The organism is Arthrobacter sp. HLT1-20 (assembly GCF_054510895.1).
In genome coordinates this window covers 1-18,708 of record NZ_JBTNDR010000044.1, presented here as the reverse complement: position 1 = coordinate 18,708, position 18,708 = coordinate 1, and the positions used below count along the sequence as shown (strand labels likewise).

13 protein-coding genes, 1 tRNA gene and 1 pseudogene are annotated in these 18,708 nt (G+C 60.2%); 7 read left to right on the top strand and 8 right to left on the bottom strand.

Annotation, left to right across the window (positions count from 1 at the left end; all coding sequences use genetic code 11):
• Positions 1-66: 66 nt before the first annotated feature.
• The 4 genes and pseudogenes from ACX80Q_RS16845 to ACX80Q_RS16830 form a co-directional block, all read right to left on the bottom strand.
• Positions 67-1,374: pseudogene (locus ACX80Q_RS16845) on the bottom strand (ISL3 family transposase).
• Between the two features lie 238 nt (positions 1,375-1,612).
• Positions 1,613-3,376 carry a tetratricopeptide repeat protein gene (locus ACX80Q_RS16840; RefSeq protein WP_459331688.1) on the bottom strand — a complete coding sequence of 588 codons (1,764 nt, stop codon included), beginning with the start codon at positions 3,374-3,376 and terminating at the stop codon, positions 1,613-1,615.
• Positions 3,376-4,461, bottom strand: coding sequence for a protein kinase domain-containing protein (locus ACX80Q_RS16835; protein WP_459331687.1), 1,086 nt, complete (start codon positions 4,459-4,461; stop codon positions 3,376-3,378). Before ACX80Q_RS16835 ends, ACX80Q_RS16840 begins: the two co-directional genes overlap by 1 nt.
• Positions 4,458-4,748, bottom strand: coding sequence for a helix-turn-helix domain-containing protein (locus tag ACX80Q_RS16830; protein WP_459331686.1), 291 nt, complete (start codon positions 4,746-4,748; stop codon positions 4,458-4,460). Before ACX80Q_RS16830 ends, ACX80Q_RS16835 begins: the two co-directional genes overlap by 4 nt.
• A gap of 1,009 nt (positions 4,749-5,757) precedes the next feature.
• On the opposite strand from ACX80Q_RS16830, the gene ACX80Q_RS16825 reads away from it, so the two are divergent.
• Both ACX80Q_RS16825 and ACX80Q_RS16820 read left to right on the top strand, forming a co-directional pair.
• Complete coding sequence (locus tag ACX80Q_RS16825) at positions 5,758-5,973, top strand: helix-turn-helix domain-containing protein (protein WP_459331685.1); 216 nt, start codon at positions 5,758-5,760, stop codon at positions 5,971-5,973.
• Positions 5,974-6,093: 120 nt separating this feature from the next.
• A complete protein-coding gene (locus tag ACX80Q_RS16820; protein WP_459331684.1) occupies positions 6,094-7,350 on the top strand; it encodes a tyrosine-type recombinase/integrase in 1,257 nt (418 codons plus the stop codon).
• Between the two features lie 104 nt (positions 7,351-7,454).
• Here ACX80Q_RS16820 and ACX80Q_RS16815 read toward each other — a convergent pair.
• Together ACX80Q_RS16815 and ACX80Q_RS16810 are read right to left on the bottom strand one after the other, a co-directional pair.
• Positions 7,455-7,528: transfer RNA gene (locus tag ACX80Q_RS16815), tRNA-Thr, on the bottom strand.
• Positions 7,529-7,648: 120 nt separating this feature from the next.
• Positions 7,649-8,548, bottom strand: coding sequence for a DsbA family protein (locus tag ACX80Q_RS16810; RefSeq protein WP_459331683.1), 900 nt, complete (start codon positions 8,546-8,548; stop codon positions 7,649-7,651).
• A gap of 184 nt (positions 8,549-8,732) precedes the next feature.
• Between ACX80Q_RS16810 and ACX80Q_RS16805 the strand changes: the two genes are divergently transcribed.
• The 5 genes from ACX80Q_RS16805 to ACX80Q_RS16785 all read left to right on the top strand — a co-directional run bounded on the left by ACX80Q_RS16805 (position 8,733) and on the right by ACX80Q_RS16785 (position 14,984).
• On the top strand, positions 8,733-10,190 hold the full coding sequence (locus ACX80Q_RS16805; protein WP_459331682.1) for an alpha,alpha-trehalose-phosphate synthase (UDP-forming): 1,458 nt from the start codon (positions 8,733-8,735) through the stop codon (positions 10,188-10,190).
• Positions 10,180-10,971 carry a trehalose-phosphatase gene (gene otsB, locus ACX80Q_RS16800; protein WP_459331681.1) on the top strand — a complete coding sequence of 264 codons (792 nt, stop codon included), beginning with the start codon at positions 10,180-10,182 and terminating at the stop codon, positions 10,969-10,971. Before ACX80Q_RS16805 ends, otsB begins: the two co-directional genes overlap by 11 nt.
• A complete protein-coding gene (locus tag ACX80Q_RS16795) occupies positions 10,968-12,200 on the top strand; it encodes an amidohydrolase (RefSeq protein WP_459331680.1) in 1,233 nt (410 codons plus the stop codon). Before otsB ends, ACX80Q_RS16795 begins: the two co-directional genes overlap by 4 nt.
• A 183-nt stretch (positions 12,201-12,383) precedes the next feature.
• The gene (locus ACX80Q_RS16790) at positions 12,384-13,484 is read left to right on the top strand and encodes an ABC transporter ATP-binding protein (protein WP_459331679.1); all 1,101 of its coding nucleotides are present in this window, start codon (positions 12,384-12,386) and stop codon (positions 13,482-13,484) included.
• A gap of 135 nt (positions 13,485-13,619) precedes the next feature.
• A complete protein-coding gene (locus tag ACX80Q_RS16785; RefSeq protein WP_459331678.1) occupies positions 13,620-14,984 on the top strand; it encodes a DUF4032 domain-containing protein in 1,365 nt (454 codons plus the stop codon).
• Positions 14,985-15,150: 166 nt separating this feature from the next.
• On the opposite strand, the gene ACX80Q_RS16780 is transcribed toward ACX80Q_RS16785, so the two are convergent.
• Positions 15,151-16,545, bottom strand: a complete 1,395-nt coding sequence (locus tag ACX80Q_RS16780) for an FAD-binding oxidoreductase (RefSeq protein ID WP_459331677.1) — start codon at positions 16,543-16,545, stop codon at positions 15,151-15,153.
• 76 nt (positions 16,546-16,621) lie between these two features.
• Complete coding sequence (locus tag ACX80Q_RS16775; protein WP_459331676.1) at positions 16,622-18,487, bottom strand: glycoside hydrolase family 13 protein; 1,866 nt, start codon at positions 18,485-18,487, stop codon at positions 16,622-16,624.
• Positions 18,488-18,708: the final 221 nt, after the last annotated feature.

The window sequence follows — 18,708 nt, the reverse complement described above, 5'->3', positions numbered from 1 at the left end:
CAGCAGACCCTGAACTCTCAAAGTGCATCCCCGACGGAGCAACTTTCTGGACGCCAAAGCGGCTCTTCAGAATCCAGGGTGTCGTTTCGGTCCGAATCCGCCGGATTCCAGCAATGATCTAGCGACGTAGTTGGTGAGGTTGCGGAAGCCCAGGGCCGAGCCACGGAGATGTTCCAGACGGCCGTAGATTGCCTCGGTTGGGCCATTGGAGGTCCCGGGTCTGTCGGAGTAGGCGAGCACGTCCGCTGCCCTGCGTTTGAGGGTGCGACCCACCGTTCTGAGCTCGGTGAGGGCGGTCGGGATGCTGGTGCCGAGGGAGTCAACCACGGCCTGCATCAGGTTCTTTCCTTGGGCGCGGTCTGGTTCGTGGTACGCGGTGATCATGCGCTGATAGATGCCCCACGTCGCTTCAACTTCAACATGCGTATCGGCATCGAAGAGGTCCTGAAGTCGTTGTTGCTGCTTGTCTGTCAGGAGTCCTTCGCCGGCGTGCAGGTTTCGTCTTGCTTTGTAGAGTGGATCCCCGGCACGGCCGCGATGCCCGCACGTTGCCTGCTGAACACGGCGCCGGCACACATCGAGGGCGTCCCCTGCCAGACGGATGACATGGAAGGGATCCATGACAGGAACAGCCTCGGGCAGTTCCTCGGTGGCGGCGCTTTTGAAACCGGAGAAGCCGTCCATGGCCACTACTTCAATCCCGTCCCGCCATGCTTGCGGGCGTGCCTGCAACCGGCTGGCAGAGACTTGCTTGGAGCGGCCCTCGACCATGTCCAGCAGCCGGGACGGGCCCGACTTATCGCGGATCGGAGTCAGATCGATGATGACCGTGACGTACTAGTCCCCGTGGCGGGTATGCCGCCAGACATGCTCGTCAACACCAATGACCTTCACCCCATCGAAACGGTATGGGTCATCGATCAACACCCGCTTGCCCTCTGCCAGAACAGCATTGTTCGCGGTATTCCTGGAGACGCCCAGCCCCTCGGCGACGCGGGCGACAGTGAGGTGCTGCACCACGATGCCTTCCAGTGCCCAGGCCAGTCCGCGACGGGAGAGCTTCGCCCGCGGTTCAGCAGCTTTCGTGGTGTCTTGCCGCCACACATGAGCGCATCCACTGCAGCGGTAACGGCGGATACGGACCAACAAAATAGTGGGTCGCCAGCCGCAGGGTTCATGGCCCAGCCTGCGGGTCACGGAATCCCGTGGGACGCCCTGGGAACCGCACTTCTTGCACCACTCATCAGGCTCCACCACCCGACACGCCAAAACAGCACGGTCCGGGAACAAACATTGCCCTGTGAGTTCCAACCCAAGGCCGTCAAGGAGGCAGAAAGTAGTCAGGTCAGGGCGCAGGAAGGTAGCGTTATTCATGAGGGCCTTGTGGAAGAAAATTTAGATCTAGACAATCCGATTCTCTCCCAAGGCCCTCACCTTATTCTGGAACAACCCCACGAACTCCAGCTCACTACGCTGCAGCGCCCTCTACACCCTCAATCCGGAAGAGCCCGTTCTCTACGAGTAATCGGTTCATAAGACGGCAACCTACGCCCCAGGACGGCCATAAGGTCAGCACCATCCATCAGGAGTAAAATCGAGCACGCATAGCCGACTAGAGCGAGAGAGGCCAGGGATAACCGTGCTTCTCTGCTAGGGCGTGAAGGCGGAGAAATTCCGGTCGCTGTGCCCAATCGTCCGGAAGGTTGACCGGTACTAAGGATAAGGCAGTTAACATCAGGGGGTCCGTTGACTTATCAAGTCCGAGCTGTCGAACGACAAGCGCCTGGTGCATAGTCATAAGACTACGAAAATCAGAACCCTGCGTACTCGCGCAATGGTCGGCTTCTCTGTAAAGTCGCATGCCCTGGTGAACATCTCCCGCGGCAAGGTAAGCAAGGCCCAGTGTGGCTTTCAAAACGGGATCGCTACTCGCATAAGGCTCGAGCAGGGAAATTGCGAGTAGAGGACGTCCCGACATCGCAATGACATAGGCGGCATTATTCAAAAGTGTTGGGTCGAGCCTCTCTTCGACAAAGGTCCTCTGTGCTACAGCTGCCGCGGCATCCCAATCTTCAACCCCGATACCCAATGCAACCATTGCTGCCGACGCTGCGTAAGCATTCCGCGGCTCGAGCGACAACCATTTTTCTGCCTGCACAGCCGAGCGGACGTTATCACCTTCCAGACTGGCAATCTTATACTGAATGTATGCCGTCCGTTCCGGATCCAGGTAATCCTTCGATGCAACAAATGATCGTTTAAGTGCTGGCACGTCAGCACGTCGAGTGGACAGCTGTGCAATATTTGCGACAATCGAACAGTTAGTTGGGTGCTCTTCATTGAGTTTGATCAGCTGCTTCATTGCTGAGGCGTGTTTTATGCGACCGTTGGCAGCACGAAGTCGTACAAGGTTGCTCACCACTTCAATGAAAATACTGTCGTCTCCTGCCTTGCGTGCCAAGTCACTCGCCGTTTGAAGGTATTGCTCCGCTTTGGAGAATTTGCTTTCAATAAGAGAAGCTCTCGCTTGAAGAACAGCAATCTGAGCGACGGGTTTGACTCCTTCCCCAATGAGTCGTTCAATCTCGGCAAGGACCGCGGCAGGACGCCCACTTGTTAGTAACATCTCGAGATACCGCAATGAAATATCCTGGCGACCTGGTGCAGAACGGGTAGCTCGTAAGGCAGATGCAAGCGCCTTTCGCTCTGAACCCATCCTCAGGAATGCTACGGAGAGGTTGTGGGCGCTGTCGGCATCCGCAGGATGACGACGAAGAGCGGACCTGAGTATGGGAATAGCCTCTTTATTTTTATTTTCGCTGAGAAGGACGAAGGCAAGAAGAGGTTCCTTATCCTCGGAGTCCACCTCGTCAATGAGCTCACGAGCTTTCTCAAAATCTCCCGCATCACTCAAAGCAGCCGCAACGAGTAATTTCGTCTGGGCGTCCACAGGTAGTGATGTGGCGATTTCTACAGCCTTATCAAGGTCTTGTGCACGAAGTAGAATTTCAATGGCAACTCTGACGGCAATTGGATCAAGGAGCTTCCCACGTGACGTAAAAGAAGCCTCGCTAAGGACCTCATTAGCAACTTCCACGGCCTTGTCCTGAAGAGAGCAGGATTCCAGAGCTTGAGCTAGAAGGGCCAGGGTTGTAGTAGTTCGAGAGTTCTTGAGAGCCAGACGGGCTCGATCGAGTGCTTGCTGAAGGGTCGCTGCAACAGCAGCGTTCATTTCCGCTTCGTCGGTTCCCTTCCTTGAAGCGTGTGTGACCGAGTTATCGAACGCGTTGCGCGCGGTGGGCCGCGCAGGAACGGGGTCTACATTTCGAAATGTAATGTCATTGCTTATCGATTCAACTACACCTAAAGTCTGCATTATGCAGCCTTCCTTTCGTGGCGGCGCGCTTGACGTCTTCCGGTTTTCAAGTGCAGAATGACAATGTCTATCCGCCTCAATATCCATTCAAGCTTTTCTGTAGCATTTCTGTCGCGGCGGAATGGAGATTGTGATAACCGCTGAAGAGGGTCCGGGTGGCAAAGTGATTTTAAAATTAATGATAAATCGCTACGCACAGATTTAGGCAGGTTTTCGAGAATGCCTCCGATAACGTAATCGTGCTTTGCACTCAAAACATTCAGGTCGCGGCGTACCCCTGAAAGAAAATCACTTTTTCCCCGTGACATTGCCGAATTTAGGTCGTTGGTGACCAATCGGGTGAGGGAAAAGCCGGTCAGCAACTCGATGAAAATTGATCCCACGCCGTAGTAGTCTGCTGCGAGAAAATCATTCTTACTATCTCCGCCTTGAAAATAAATAGCCTCAGGCGGTGAGTGGTTGATATCTCCTCGACCCAAAACGTAGGTGAAGATATCGTGCATCGGTGGTACAGATAAATCCTTAGCGCGGCCTAAGTCGCCGAATCGAATCACATTTCCGGTTTTATTTACCATGATGAGGCAATTACTGCATTTTAGATCTCGATGAGCAACGCCCCCTTGGTGCATTCGCATGAGGCTGAGCACCGCGGATCGCCAAAGGCTCAAGGCTTCCACCAGATCAAGGCGGTCTCGTGCTACCGGGTCGTTACTGATCTCGTCAAGGGAGCCGGAAGCCAGCGTCAGTGTTTGGTATGGGACGTCAATAGGGATGACTAAGCCACCAGAAAGAGTCGCCTGGATAGTGTGCGTTCCACCCTCGAGATAGTTAATGACACCATCGCACGATTCAAGTTTCCTGAGGAGGAGCCCCTCGTTCTCGAAGTCGAGGACTGAGGAGGAACTGCTCATACCGGGTTTGAGGATCTTCACTGCAACGCGCGCTCCGCCCGAAAGGGGAACAGCTTCGAAGACCAGGCCGAAGTGTCCTTCGCCCAACAATCGCTCGATCTTATAGCTTCCCATGATTTGACCCACGAATGAGGAGGTCCAGTCGGCGGGGGCCGACGAAGAGGCAGCTGTCATACCTTGTACTTTGCCCTTAGGAAGCTTATTTCGGCGGGATTTGATTGAAGAATTTGGATAATATCCTCAGGTAACCGCCCCTGGGCCACAACGATGTCCTCGATGGGAACACTGTAGTATCGTGCTAAACGCTGAGCAGCTTCCTCGCCTACTGGTCGCTCTCCCCGTTCCATGCGGGACAGCTGAGAAGGCGCTACGCCGAGTTCGGTTGCGGCGAAACGAAGTGTTTGGCCTTTGCGATGACGTAGCTCCCGAAGTAACGAAGCAACACTTTCTCCCTGATCCATGAGTGCAATACTACGGGTTGTTGCCAAATTTGGCAACGCCAGGTCACTAGATGACGTCATCAATGGCTACCTCAGAAGCGCGTAGCGTACTTGTGTAATGGCCGGGAGGAAATCGCCCGCAAGCCGGACGATCGCCGGACAAGTGCAGGACGTCTATGGGAGCCGCAGCAGGTTCGTTGAGCGCGTGCCAGTATCGGTGGCCCGACATTAAGCCCGATGGTCGGGCGTCATACGCACGAGGGCAGTGTCTAGTATCCCTAAGGACACGAGACGTCTCACCGGCCAATTTTCCGCCACTGACGTGGCGCTCCAGATTCCGCTGAATCACGCGTATTTGTCCTTGCTCGGAAATTCTCGCAATTACGTCTCACAACCTTGGGCCTTAATTGAAGTGTTCCCCGCTAGTCATAAGACACTTTGGACTGCGCGGGTTTGACAAGGCTGATCGCCAACGTGCACGCTTCGAAGCGCCAGCAGTCGGGTCACAACTCTGCACCGACAGTACAGACAACACGCCGTTCTGGATTCTTGAACGCCGTTTTCACCTCCATGATCCAGTGAACCCACGCTTCGCATCCCCCTTGTCCCCACAAAACTCACGTCGCTGAGTCACAGTCTTGCCAACGATGACACCAAGTCAATGCCGATCGGCCACACGCTCGATGCTGATAAACCCTTCAAAGTTCGGCACACATCTGGCATCCAAGGTTTCGGCGTCGTTTTTGAGCACGTCGCTGACTGATGCGGACCTTCAAATGGCCGTGTTCTTCTGACCGGGATTTGATGCCCCCAATGCGGAGCACCGGTCTCGGAACACCACGAGCCGCGCCTTCTGTCCACTGAGCTGCAGGGGTACGCGTTGGCCTGTGTGGCCGCTCAGAGAGCAAATCGCTTACGCAATGTCCGTCTACGAACTGCCAGGTCACCACGAGTAGTATCCGCATAAATGACGTCGCTTAGCCTGCGAACCACCATGAACAGGGTACGAAGGAAACCAGAGGAGGCTGACATGTATGAGCAAGTAGTAGCTGCTGATTCGACCACGGCAACAATGGATGAGTGGCTGACGCCAAAGGAGATCTGCAGTCTGTTGCAAATCCCGGAACAGACGTTTTACCAGTGGCGAGCCAAGGGTGTGGGACCGCATGCATACCGTATCGGCCGGCACTTGCGCGTCACACGCAAGGACCTGAATGCGTGGCTCGCCCAGCGTTCGGAATCCTAACGGCGCCGAACAGGTGGTTCAACAATGAGCAGACAACCACTCCCACTCGGCGCGTGGGGATCCATCCACACCAAACGTTCGTCAGCCAAGTCGTGGCTAGCAGAATCTCGATACCGCGACATGGACGGAAAAGTTCGCAGGGTGGAGGCCCGGGGACCATCCGCGGCTGCTGCCCGTCGGGAATTGCAACAGAAGCTCGCCAACCGGAAGACCCCGCGATTCGGCTTGGTCACCAGTGCCGATAAGATCGACCGCCTCATTGAGATCTTTCTTGTTGACCTAGAGGCGTCCGACAGGGCAGATCGCACCAAAGACAAATATGCCTACATGGTGAAGAAGCACATCTCCCCCAGAATCGGCTCGGTCAGAGTTGGCGAGGCCACCTCTGGCCTCGTTGACCATTTCATTCGCTCCGTTGTTGAGGACTCTGGGCCGTCCACTGCCCGAACATGCGGTGCCGTGCTCTCGTGGATGTTCAAAGTTGCCCTGCGCCACGATGCCGTTGTCGTCAACCCAGTCCTCGGAGTATCGATTCCGCGGCTTCGGACGAAGAAACCTCAGGCTCTGGATGTTGTGCAGTATCAGGACCTGCGGAAGAAGCTCATTGCGTGGGAAAAAGCTCCGAGGCTTGGCCGGCCGCGTTCGCAGGAGCTCCACGAATTTGCGGATGGCATGGTCGCTCTGGGTGTCCGGCCCGGCGAATTGTTTTCACTGTTGTGGGAAGATCTCGATCTGGAGGCCAACCCGCCCATAGTCTTCATCCACACCACAGTTATCAGAACCACCGTTGGCGGTGTCAGAATCCAAGACCATCCAAAGACCCGGCATGGCATCCGCCAGCTCACGGTCCCTGATTTCCTGGTCAGGCAACTTCGCAAGCGCCGTCTCCGCCAATCAAGATCGGCAATACCCAACCCACTGGACCTGATCTACCCGTCCTCCACCGGTACTGTGATGGATGCGAACAACGTGGGCAAAATCTGGCGCGTAGCGTCGGACGCCATTGGGTACGACTGGGTGACGCTGAAGACCTTCAGGAAGACCAACGCGACCATCATTGCCAGAACCATGGGGCCTGAGGCTGCCGCCTACCAGGCCGGCCATTCGAAAGTGTCAATGACGCAGGAGCACTACATTGAAGAACGCCGTGGGGCTTTGGACACCAGGTCCGTCGTTGACGCCTTCAAGCCGCAACGCAAGTCTGGACCGAAGCATGAGCAAGTCCAAACAGTTGAGGGTCAGGCTCAACAAGGGGACGCACCCGCCCCAGACCTGACTGCACCAGTCCGACTCCCGGAGGCTGACAAGTCTCCACTTTCGGAGGATCATGAGCCTTATGAAGACCCTCCAAAAACAGCGGAAACTAGCGGCAAATAACCAAAGTGGAGAGTTAATCTGGAGAGTTTGTGGAGAGTTAAGGACGAATGGCCCCTTTCGGGGCCATTCTCACTTCCAAAATCCCTGTGTTTCCGGGCTTTTTGGGCCCCCTATCAGATTCGAACTGATGACCCCCGCTTTACAAGAGCGGTGCTCTGGCCAGCTGAGCTAAGGAGGCAAACGCAATCAAGCGCTAGACAAGGCTACCGTACAGGGAGAGAAAACTAAAAACCGGCTCCCCCAAGCCCAAAAGAGCAAGAGGAAAGCCGGTTTCTAGGGAGAATTTCTTCGGAAAGAATTACTTCTTGGCGGCCAGTGCCTTGGCCAGGAAGTCGTCAAAGGTTTGTGGTGACTGCCACTGCGCGCCGTCCATGAACACCGTGGGTGTTCCCGTGACGCCATGGTTGGTTGCCAGCCCGGTGGTGTTGGCCATGAACGGGCGGAAGGTCTTGGCATCAACGCAGGAGCTGATGTCCGCCGCACCCACCTCTGTGGCGTACTTCTTCAACGTGGCGTTGTCCAGGCCCTTGCTGTTTTCAGCGGGCTGGTTGACGAACAAGACATCCAGGAATGCCTGGTACTTTTCCGGGGACTTGTCGGCCACACAGGCGGCAGCTGCACCGGCGCGTGAGGAGTAGTTGGTACCGGAGGAGAAACGGTCCAGGAAGCCCAGCGCGCGGTATTCAACCGTAATCTTGCCCTCGCTGGCCAAGGACTTCAGCTGCGGACCAAACTGCTTTTCAAATGCGCCACAGAACGGGCACATAAAGTCGAAGTAAACAACAGTCTGGATCGGCTCGCCGGTGGCGGAGGCCTGGATGCCAATCTTTTGCAGGTCAAAAGCCTTTTCCGCGGCCGCTGTGGGAGGCGTCCCCAGCTTGTCAACATCCACTGTGGTCTCGGTGGTGGTCGGCTTGATGACCGCGCCATCCTTCCCGAGCGTGATACCGCCATAGGCGTTCATGTTCGTCGGCACGGGGCCCGTGGACGCTACCGGCTCGTTGGCCTTGTTCGTCTGGATGACTATGAGCGCAATAATGACAACAATGGCCACCACGGCTGCCAAAACGCCACCGCGTATCAGCCAGCCTCTGCGCTTTTCCTTCTTCAGCTGGGCGTCCCGAATGGTTTTGGCCTGCTCGCGAGCTAGAGCTGTGCGCTCAGCCTTGGATAACCGCGGATCATTTTTAGAGCTCATAGTTCCTCAAGTCTTTGGGCATGAAAAAGGGCCGTTCTACGGCGTGTTCTTGATTATCTTAGGGGAGAAACCTTGGAGAAAGCTCTCAAGGTAACAGGACCGCACAAAATGCCACTTCATGACAGCGCAGGCAGCCAAGCCGCTAAGCTGACACAAACCCTAGTCTCAACCACGGGAGTTGCACATGCCTGAAGATACGCCGGGAATACAGCCCATCCACCAAGGCGGCTCGGACTTCATTGTGGTCTCCAACCGCCTGCCGGTGGACAGGATTTCCACTGAAGATTCCGACGCCGGATGGAGACGCGCGCCGGGCGGCCTCGTCACCGCTTTGGCCCCCGTCATGGCAACGCGCGACGGCGCATGGGTGGGCTGGCACGGCGCCCCCAACGAGGTGCTGGAACCCTTCCACCACGAGTCCATGGACCTCATCCCCGTCCCGCTGTCCAGCGACGAGGTTGAGCTGTATTACGAGGGCTTCTCCAATTCCACGCTCTGGCCCCTCTACCACGACGTCATTGCGCCCCCTGAATTCCACCGAACCTGGTGGGACTCCTACCAACTGGTCAACATGCGTTTCGCCGAGGCCGCCGCCAAAGCCGCGGCCCCCAACGCCACCGTCTGGGTGCAGGACTACCAGCTACAGCTGGTCCCGCAGTACCTGCGCGCCCTCCGCCCCGACCTGCGCATCGGCTTCTTCAACCACATCCCCTTCCCCTCCCCCGAGATTTTCGCCCAGATGCCCTGGCGCCAGGCCATCCTGGAGGGGCTGCTGGGCGCTGACCTCATCGGCTTCCAACGCCCCAATGACACCGCAAACTTCCTGCGCTCCGCCCGGCGCTTCCTCGGTGCCGGCGTCAAAGCCAAGCAGGTCCATGTCAAGGACGCCAACGGCCGGATCAGCCACATTGCCCGCGCCGAACCGTTCCCCATCTCCATCGACGTGGGCCAGATCCAAGAACTCGCCGCCCGCCCGGACATCATTGCCCGTTCCCGGCAGATCCGGGAGGACCTGGGCAATCCCAAAACCATCCTCCTGGGCGTAGACCGGCTGGACTACACCAAGGGCATCACGCACCGTCTCAAGGCCTATGGCGAACTCCTCCATGACGACAGGGTCAGGGTGGAGGACGCCTCCCTGATCCAGGTGGCCAGCCCCAGCCGCGAGCGCGTGGAAACGTACAAGCAGCTGCGCGAGGACGTGGAAGGCATGGTGGGCCGGATCAACGGTCAGTTCGACACCATCCAAAACACCGCCATCCGCTACCTCCACCACAGCTACCCCGTCGAGGAAATGGTGGCGCTCTACCTGGCCGCGGACGTCATGCTGGTGACAGCCCTGCGCGACGGCATGAACCTGGTGGCCAAGGAGTACGTCGCCGCCCGCACGGCCAACACCGGCGCCCTGGTCCTGAGCGAATTCACCGGCGCCGCCGACCAACTCAAACAGGCGTTGTTGATCAACCCGCATGACATCGACGGCCTCAAGAGCACCATTGTGCGGGCCATCAAGCTGCCCAAGAACGAGTCCAGCCGGCGCATGCGCGCCATGCGCAAGCAAGTCCTCTCCCACGACGTCCAGCGCTGGAGCGAGGATTTCCTATGCACCCTCGCCAAGAAGGCCGTCCGCGATGACAGCTGAGTTACCGGCGGACCTCCGCGCCGCGGTCATCACCCTGGCACAGACACAGCACCTTTTGGTGGCCCTGGACTTTGACGGCACCATGGCCCCCATCGTCGACCGTGCCGAGGATGCCCGGCCCCTTCCCCGCTCCGCGGCAGCCCTCGCAGCCTTGGCCGCCTTGGAAGGTACGACGACGGCGCTCGTGTCCGGGCGGGCCCTGGCCAGTTTGCGTGTGGTCGCAGCCCCTCCGGAACCGACACTTTTGGTGGGCAGCCACGGGGCTGAAGTTCAACTGGGTCCTGGCTCAGCTGAGCTAAAACCCTCCCGCCGCCAACACGAGTCCCTGGCCGAGGCCCGCGCCGCAGTGGAAGAAGCGGTTGAACGGTTCCCGGGCACCATGGCCGAGCACAAGCCCGCAGGTGTGGTGCTGCACTACCGGCAAGCCAGCGAAACCGACGGGCAGGCCGCCGTCGAGCTTGTCAATGGGCAGCTGGCCCATAACCCCGCCTTCACCATCACCACTGGCAAAATGGTGCTGGAAATTTCCGTGGTCTCGGCCAACAAGGGCGAGGGCCTGGCCACGCTGCGGGAATCCACCCAGGCAACGGCAACGTTCTTCGCCGGAGACGACGTCACGGACGAGCACGCTTTCGCCGCCCTCCTCCCAGGGGATGTGGGCGTCAAAGTGGGCCAGGGCGGCAGCCTCGCCCGGTTCCGCATCGAATCCCCGCACGAGCTGCCCGCACTTCTTGAACTCTTATTGGCCGCCCGCAGCAACGGCGGCACGCACAACGCATGAAAGGCACCACTGTGAACTCCTCCATCATTAGTGAGGTCCGCCCCTGGGGTGGGGACCTCAGCGATGTCACCGTCACCGACGGACACATCAGCGCCGTGACACCCCACAACCCGGCGCCCCCTGAACCCGGCACAACTGTGGTGGAGGGCCGCGGCCGGCTACTGCTGCCCTCCTTCTCCGACGTCCACGTGCATCTGGACTCCACCCGCCTGGGCCTGCCATTCCGGGAGCACACGGGCGCGCCCGGCGTCTGGGGCATGATGCTGAACGACCGCAACAATTGGCGCACCGCCGAAGCGCCCATCGGCGAGCGCGTGGAGACAACCCTGCGGATGATGATTGAGCGTGGCACCACCCGCGTCCGCAGCTACGCCCAGGTGGACGTGGACTGCGGGCTGGAACGCTTTGAGGCCGTGGCCGCCGCCCGCGAAACCCACAAGGACCGTGCCGAGGTCAAGATCATCGCCTTCCCGCAGGCAGGGCTGCTACTGGAAAAGGGCTCCGCGGAGTTGCTGGAGGAGGCGCTCAAGGCCGGCGCCGACGTGGTGGGCGGGATCGATCCCTGCTCCCTGGACCGCGACCCCGTGCGCCACCTGGACATTGTGTTTGGTTTGGCCGAAAAATACCAGCTGCCCATCGACATCCACCTGCACGAACCCGGCGAGCTGGGACTCTTCAGCGCAGACCTCATAGCAGAGCGCACCAAGGCACTGGGCATGCAGGGCAATGTGACCATCTCCCACGGCTACCCATTGTGGGGCGTCAGCGAGGCCCGCACCCGCGCCCTCATCGAGACCTGGGCGGAGCTGGACATCTCCACCGCAACGGTTGCCCCCGGCACGGGCCACCAACCGCCCCTGGCGCAACTGGTCGAGGCGGGCGTGCGCGTGGGCCTGGGCGAGGACGGCCAGCGCGACTACTGGTCCCCCTACGGAAACGCCGACATGCTGGCACGCACCTGGCAGCTGGCGTTCGTCAACGGCTTCCGGGCCGATGAGCTCATCGAGCACGCCGTGGCCGTGGCCACCATGGGCGGGGCCTCCATCCTTGACCGTTCCACACCCAGGCTGCGCTCCGTCTCCGACAGGCCGGGAACGCAAGTGTCCGACGTCGCAAGCTTTGTGCTCGTGGCAGGCGACACGGTTGCTGCAGCAGTCATGGACAAGCCCGCGGACCGCACAGTTCTGCACCGCGGCGCCGTGGTGGCGGAACAGCTTAAGCTTGTGTAGCAGGCCGTCCGCGCACATGATTGCGCCACATACCCCAAGGTGACCCCGGTCATAGGGAAAATGTGTCATACTTCATATGTCGGCTCGCTGCTGCCCTTGGGTAGTCTGCGTCCCTGATGAACCAAACAACCATTCACTTGAGGATCGTTCGGCACGTACCTGCCGATGAAGGGATTTACTACTGTGGCTACAGTAACTTTTGACAACGCAACCCGCATTTACCCGGGAACCACCAAGCCGGCTGTTGACAAGCTCAACATCGACATCGCCGATGGCGAATTCTTGGTTCTCGTTGGACCCTCCGGTTGCGGAAAGTCCACCTCCTTGCGCATGCTCGCCGGCCTGGAAGATGTCAACGCCGGCCGCATCCTGATCGGCGACCGCGACGTCACAGACGTTCCGCCGAAGGACCGCGACATCGCGATGGTTTTCCAGAACTACGCGCTGTACCCCCACATGAGCGTTGCCGACAACATGGGCTTCGCCCTGAAGATCGCCGGCGTTTCCAAGGAAGAGCGCGCCAAGCGCGTCAAGGAAGCCGCAAAGCTGCTTGACCTTGAGGCGTACCTTGACCGCAAGCCGAAGGCACTCTCCGGTGGCCAGCGTCAGCGTGTTGCCATGGGCCGCGCCATTGTGCGTAACCCGCAGGTGTTCCTCATGGATGAGCCCCTCTCCAACTTGGATGCCAAGCTCCGCGTACAGACCCGTACGCAGATCGCCTCCTTGACCCGCCGCCTGGGCGTCACCACCGTTTACGTGACCCACGACCAGGTTGAGGCCATGACCATGGGTGACCGCGTTGCAGTCCTCAAGGACGGCTTGCTGATGCAGGTTGACACACCGCGTAACCTCTACGATGCACCGCAGAACGTTTTCGTTGCCGGCTTCATCGGCTCCCCCGCCATGAACCTGCTGGAACTGCCCGTTGTTGACGGCGGTGTGAAGTTCGGTGGATCAATCTACCCCGTACAGAGCAGCGTCCTCGGCGAAGCCGCAGGCCACACCGTCACCGTTGGTGTCCGTCCCGAAGACCTCGAGCTGGTTGGTGCCGGCGAGGGCTTGGCTGTTGAGGCCGACGTCGTCGAAGAGCTCGGTGCCGATGCTTACGTTTACGGCCACGCCATCATCGACGGCAACGAGCGCGACATGGTTGTCCGCGTTGACGGCCGCCGCCCACCGTTGAAGGGCGACACCATCCACGTCCGCCCCCAGGTTGGCCACGTTCACCTCTTCGATGCAACCTCAGGCCTGCGTTTGGGTGACAAGGCCGTAACCCGCGACTAATCCCCACCTGCTCCCCAGCCTCGTACCTCGGCTGGGGCCCCTCGCAGGCGTGGGCCCAGTTGTTTGAAGCGCGGCTGCTTGTTGGACTTTTTCAACAGGCAGCCGCGCTTCACCATTTAAGAGAGAATTTGTATTATGACTGAGCAACCAGGCGCAAAATGGAACCACGAGCCAACCGACTTTGAGCAGATTGGCAAGTTGCCCCGGCAAAGCGCGCCGCCCGCAGCCGTCATGGGGTCCTTGAACATCACAGCTGCCGCCGCCGATCCCGGCCTGCTGGACCTGCCCTGGCACATCAAGCTGGAGGAGTGGCCCGCGGCCAACCTCGCAGCCCTGCCCCGCGGCATCTCCCGCCACGTAGTCCGCTTTGCCCACCTGGACGGCTCCGTCATTGCCATCAAGGAAACCTCCGAGCACGTGGCCCGGCACGAGTACCACATGCTGCGCAAACTGGCCCGGCTGGATGTGCCCTGCGTTGAACCCGTTGCCGTCATCAGCGGCCGCACCACCCCCAGCGGCGCACCCCTGGACCCTGTGCTGGTCACCCGGCACCTGAAGTTCTCCCTGCCCTACCGCGCCCTGTTCTCCCAGAAGCTGCGCCGCGACACCCTGACCCGCCTCATCGACGCCCAGGCACTACTGCTGGTACGCCTGCACCTGGTGGGCTTCTACTGGGGCGACGTCTCCCTCTCCAACACCTTGTTCCGCCGCGACGCCGGAGCCTTCGCCGCGTACCTGGTGGATGCCGAAACCGGCGAACTGTACCCGGACCTGTCCACCGGCCAGCGCGAGTACGATCTTGAAATTGCCCGGGTCAACATTGCCGGCGAACTCATGGACCTGCTCGAGGGCGGGCTCATTGAGGAAAAGGTGGATCCTGTGGCCACCAGCGAGCTCATCATGGAAAGCTACCGCCGACTGTGGGCCGAGCTGACCGAGAAGGAATCGTTCGAGCTGGAGGACAGGTGGCGCGTGGGCGCCCGCATCCGCCGCCTCAACGAGCTGGGCTTCGATGTTGAGGAGTACGCCATCAAGACCACCCCCGACGGCTCCACCATCCAGCTCCAGCCCAAGGTGGTCGACGCCGGCCACCACCAGCGCCGCCTGCTCCGCCTGACCGGCATCGACGCCCAGGAGAACCAGGCCCGGCGCCTCCTCAACGACATGGACTCGTTCCGCAATGACGTCACGCCGCCCCAGGATGAGGAAATCAGCGCCCACCAGTGGGTCAGCTCCATCTTTGAACCCATTGTGCGCTCCATTCCCCGTGAGCTGGGCGGCAAGCTGGAACCTGCCGAAGTGGTGCACGAGGTCCTGGAGCACCGCTGGTACAAGTCACAGGAGGAGGAACGCAACGTTCCACTCGCGGAGGCGGTCCAGTCCTATGTGGACAACATCCTGCGCTTCCGCCGGGACGAGGACGCCATCATGCTCAGCACCGACACCGCAACCATCAAGATGCTAGAAGGCGGAGTCCTGCCAGACGCAGCCTTCGAATAGCCGCATCTCCTTCCGACGCTATCGCAGCAATGGTCAGTTTTTCCCCGACCCTCTCGCAGCAATGGTCAGTTTTCAGCTGACGCTATCGCAATGCCTCGGCGGCATTGCGATAGCGTTCGCGAAAAAACAGCCATTGCTGCGATAGCGTCGATGCAGATCCGGAAATCTAGGCCCGTGGCGGGATCGCCTTGCCCGGGTTGAGGATTCCTTGCGGGTCAAACAGCGCCTTGATCTGGCGTTGCATCTCCAGCACCGGCTCGGCCTGTTCAAGCCCCAACCAGCGCAACTTGTACTGCCCGATGCCGTGTTCGCCGGTGATGGTGCCGCCCAGCTCCAGCGCCTTGTCAATGGACTCATCCAGTGCCGCGTTGAGTGCCTTGATACGGTCGGGCTCAAAAGTGGGCACCGAGAAGGTGGGGTGCAGGTTGCCGTCGCCGGCATGAGCAATGACCTGCAACTCCACGCCGTGGCGGACAGCCATCTCCTCCAGTGCGGTGATGTAGTGAACCAGCTGTGACCTCGGCACAGCCACGTCCTCGCCCACCCGGTTCTCGGCGTCCACGTCCAGCCCTCGGTTGTTGCGGCGCAGGTCAACCAGGCGCTGGGCCTCGGCCGGATCCTCGCGGCTGACCGTGCCACCAAGCTTCTCAAGTTCGACGGCGGCAATCACCTCTTCGGCCTCGGCCGCCAGGCCGTCGAACTGGATCAGCAACAGCGCAGTTCCCCTTTCGGAGAGGTTGCTGCCGTTGCGGAAGTCCAGTTCCTTCAGGGAAGGACCGTCCAGCAATTCCAGGATGCAGGGCTGCACGCGCGCCGCACCCAGCGCCAGAACGCCCGCAGCTGCGGACTGCACGTCTGGGAAGAAGACGGCCAGCGTGCGCACTATCGTAGGCAGGTACTTCAACCGCACGGTCGCCCCCACAACTATGCCCAACGTGCCTTCCGAGCCCACAAACAGGCTCGTGAGGTCGTAGCCGGCGACGCCCTTGAACGTCCTGTGGCCCGTCTGAATGAGCGAGCCGTCAGCCAAGACCACGTCCAGGGCCAGGACGGCGTCGCGGGTGACACCATATTTGGCACAACGCAGGCCACCGGCATTCGTGGCAATGTTGCCGCCCACGGTGGAGATCTTGAAACTGGCCGGGTCCGGGGCAAACATCAGGCCAAACTCGGCAACAGCTGAGTTGAGGTCCCCGTTAATGACTCCGGGTTCAACCCGTGCAATTTCATCGGCGGCGTTGATTTCCAGAATTTTGTTCATTCGGGTCAGATTCAGCACCACGGCGCCGGCCGTTGCGTGCGCGCCGCCCGAGACCCCCGTGCCTGCGCCACGGGTTACCAGCGGAACACCGTGGGCGGCCGCTGCCCTGACAATTGCCTGCACCTCGGCCACCGTCTCTGCCCAGACCACGGCAACGGGCTCATGGTAGTCCGTGACGGGACCCTGATCTATGGCGTAGGTCTGCAGATCAGTTTCTGCAACACTGATTTGGTCCTCTCGCAAGGTCTCCCGCAGTGTTTGTGCGAATTGCTGGTTGAGATGTAATTCCTGTACCGCCATGGCTGCGCAGACCCTTCCGTCAATGCCCGTGTGTGCTCCTTCCAGTCTAGAAGAAGCACACACGCTAGCTGCATTGCTAGGACGACGGCGGGACGCTCACCCCCGGCAGGCGCCAGACGTACGCCCCCGGCCCCGCCAGTGCCACGTCATGCGCCACTTTGTAGTCCCCTGTATGGAATGCTGGGGCAACCTTCAGTGCCTGGCTGCCGGCCGGATCGAGGCCCAGTTCCGCAAAGTCTAGGCCTACAACGTCAGCACGTGTCGCGACGACGAAGAGGGATTCCTCCGGCGACTCGCGCACAAAAGCCAGCACATCGCCGTCGCCCATTAGCCACCGCATGCCCCCGTCCGCCACGGCGGGACTCTCATGGCGCAAGGTCGTCAAGGATGCGTAGGCGGCTCGCAGATCAGTGACAATCCGCGCCGGCTCGTTCCAGGGCACGGGTGTGCGGGAGGATTCCCCGTTCCAGCCCTCCAAACCAAACTCGTCGCCGGAGAATATGACGGGGATGCCGGGCAGGAGCATGGACAGTGCGGCCGCCACAATGGGCCCGCCCGGGATCATGACGCTGGCGGCACGTGCTGTGTCGTGGGTGTTCAGGGCGTTCATGGTGGCGTTGCGCACCGGCCAGCTGAAGGCGCTGGACAGATCCCTGTGCGTTGCAAGGACCACCTCGGCAGCCGCCTTGTTGGGGCCGGGCAACGGGGTCCCGAAGAAGTCCACGCGCGCACGGGGATCGGCCAGCCATTGCCACATGGGCCGGGTGAAGTTGGAGTATGTCATGGCGCCCTGCCAGCCGAACCCGTCAACGTCAGCTCCGGCGTCGGAGGTCTCCTCGCCCAACAGCAGGGCGTTGGGGTTGAGTTCCAGGATTCTGGCTTGGATCAGCGCGGCAACCTCACGGTTCATGTCCACGGCCCCGAGCCGGCCCGTCATGTTGCCAACGTCAATGCGCCAGCCATCCAAATTGAAGGGGGCCTTGAGCCAGTGCGCCACCACAGAATCTTCGCCCGTGACAAACGCCTCGCGCAGCGCATCCGAGCCCCAGTTGAGCTTGGGCAATGACCTTACGCCCCACCAGCACTCGTACTCGCTGTGGTCCTCGTTGAAGTAAAAGTAGCTTGCCTCAACTGAATGGGGATCAGCTTGGGCACGGGTGAACCACTCGTGCGCATCGCCTGTGTGGTTGGCTGTCAGATCCCCCATGACCTTCATGCCGCGGGCGTGGGCGGCCGTCACCAGCCGGACGAGTGCCTCATCGCCGCCCAGGAGCGGATCCACCGAGTGGAAGGTGGAGGCGTCGTAGCGGTGGTTGGAACGGCCCGGGAAGAACGGGGTCAGGTAAACAATGTCCACCCCCAGCGCAGCCAGCTCATCCAACTTCCCGGTGACACCGTCAAGGTCCCCGCCATAGAACTGCCTGGCCACGTCCGGGCCGTTGCCCTGGACGGGCGTCTGCCAGTCGCACGCAACAGCCCACTCCGGGGTGGGCCGCTGCGCTGCTTCCGCGGACCGCGCAAATCGGTCCGGGAACACTTGGTACATGACCGCGTCACGCGACCATTCAGGGGCGTCGATTGCCGTGGTGACACGGAAGTCGTTGTAGTCAGAGGTGTCCCGGTCGTGGAGGCCCGCATTGTTCAGGTGCCAGTAGCTGGCGCCCTCCGCCGCATCGCCTGCAATTTCAATGACGAACCTGTACAGCGACACTGGATTGACAGCCAGTATGGATGCCTCCCACCAAACCCAACCGTCAACCGTGCCAAGAACGTGGGCCTCGTCATAGCGCGGCTCGGCGTCCTGTACATTGCGCACCCAAACACGGGAGGCCGTTCCCCAGGACTGCGGAATGCGCATGCGCAGCGTGCAGCGCTCCCCTAGGATTCCTTCGCCCTGTACATACAGCGCGGATCCGTCGTGATGCGGCGTCAAAACAGTCATGAGTCACTCTTCCCAATAGCTAGCAATGCGCCCACCATATATCGACCGCTGGGAGAGTCCTGCACAGCGCTCTTAGTATTACGTGTTAAATAGTGATGGCCACCCTGGTGGGGGGTGGCCGTGTGTGGTGTGTGTGGTTTGGTTGTTAAATGGAGGGAGGCCCCACATGTTGTGTGGGGCCTCTACCTTTTTTACGTGTTGTCCGGCGGTGTCCTACTCTC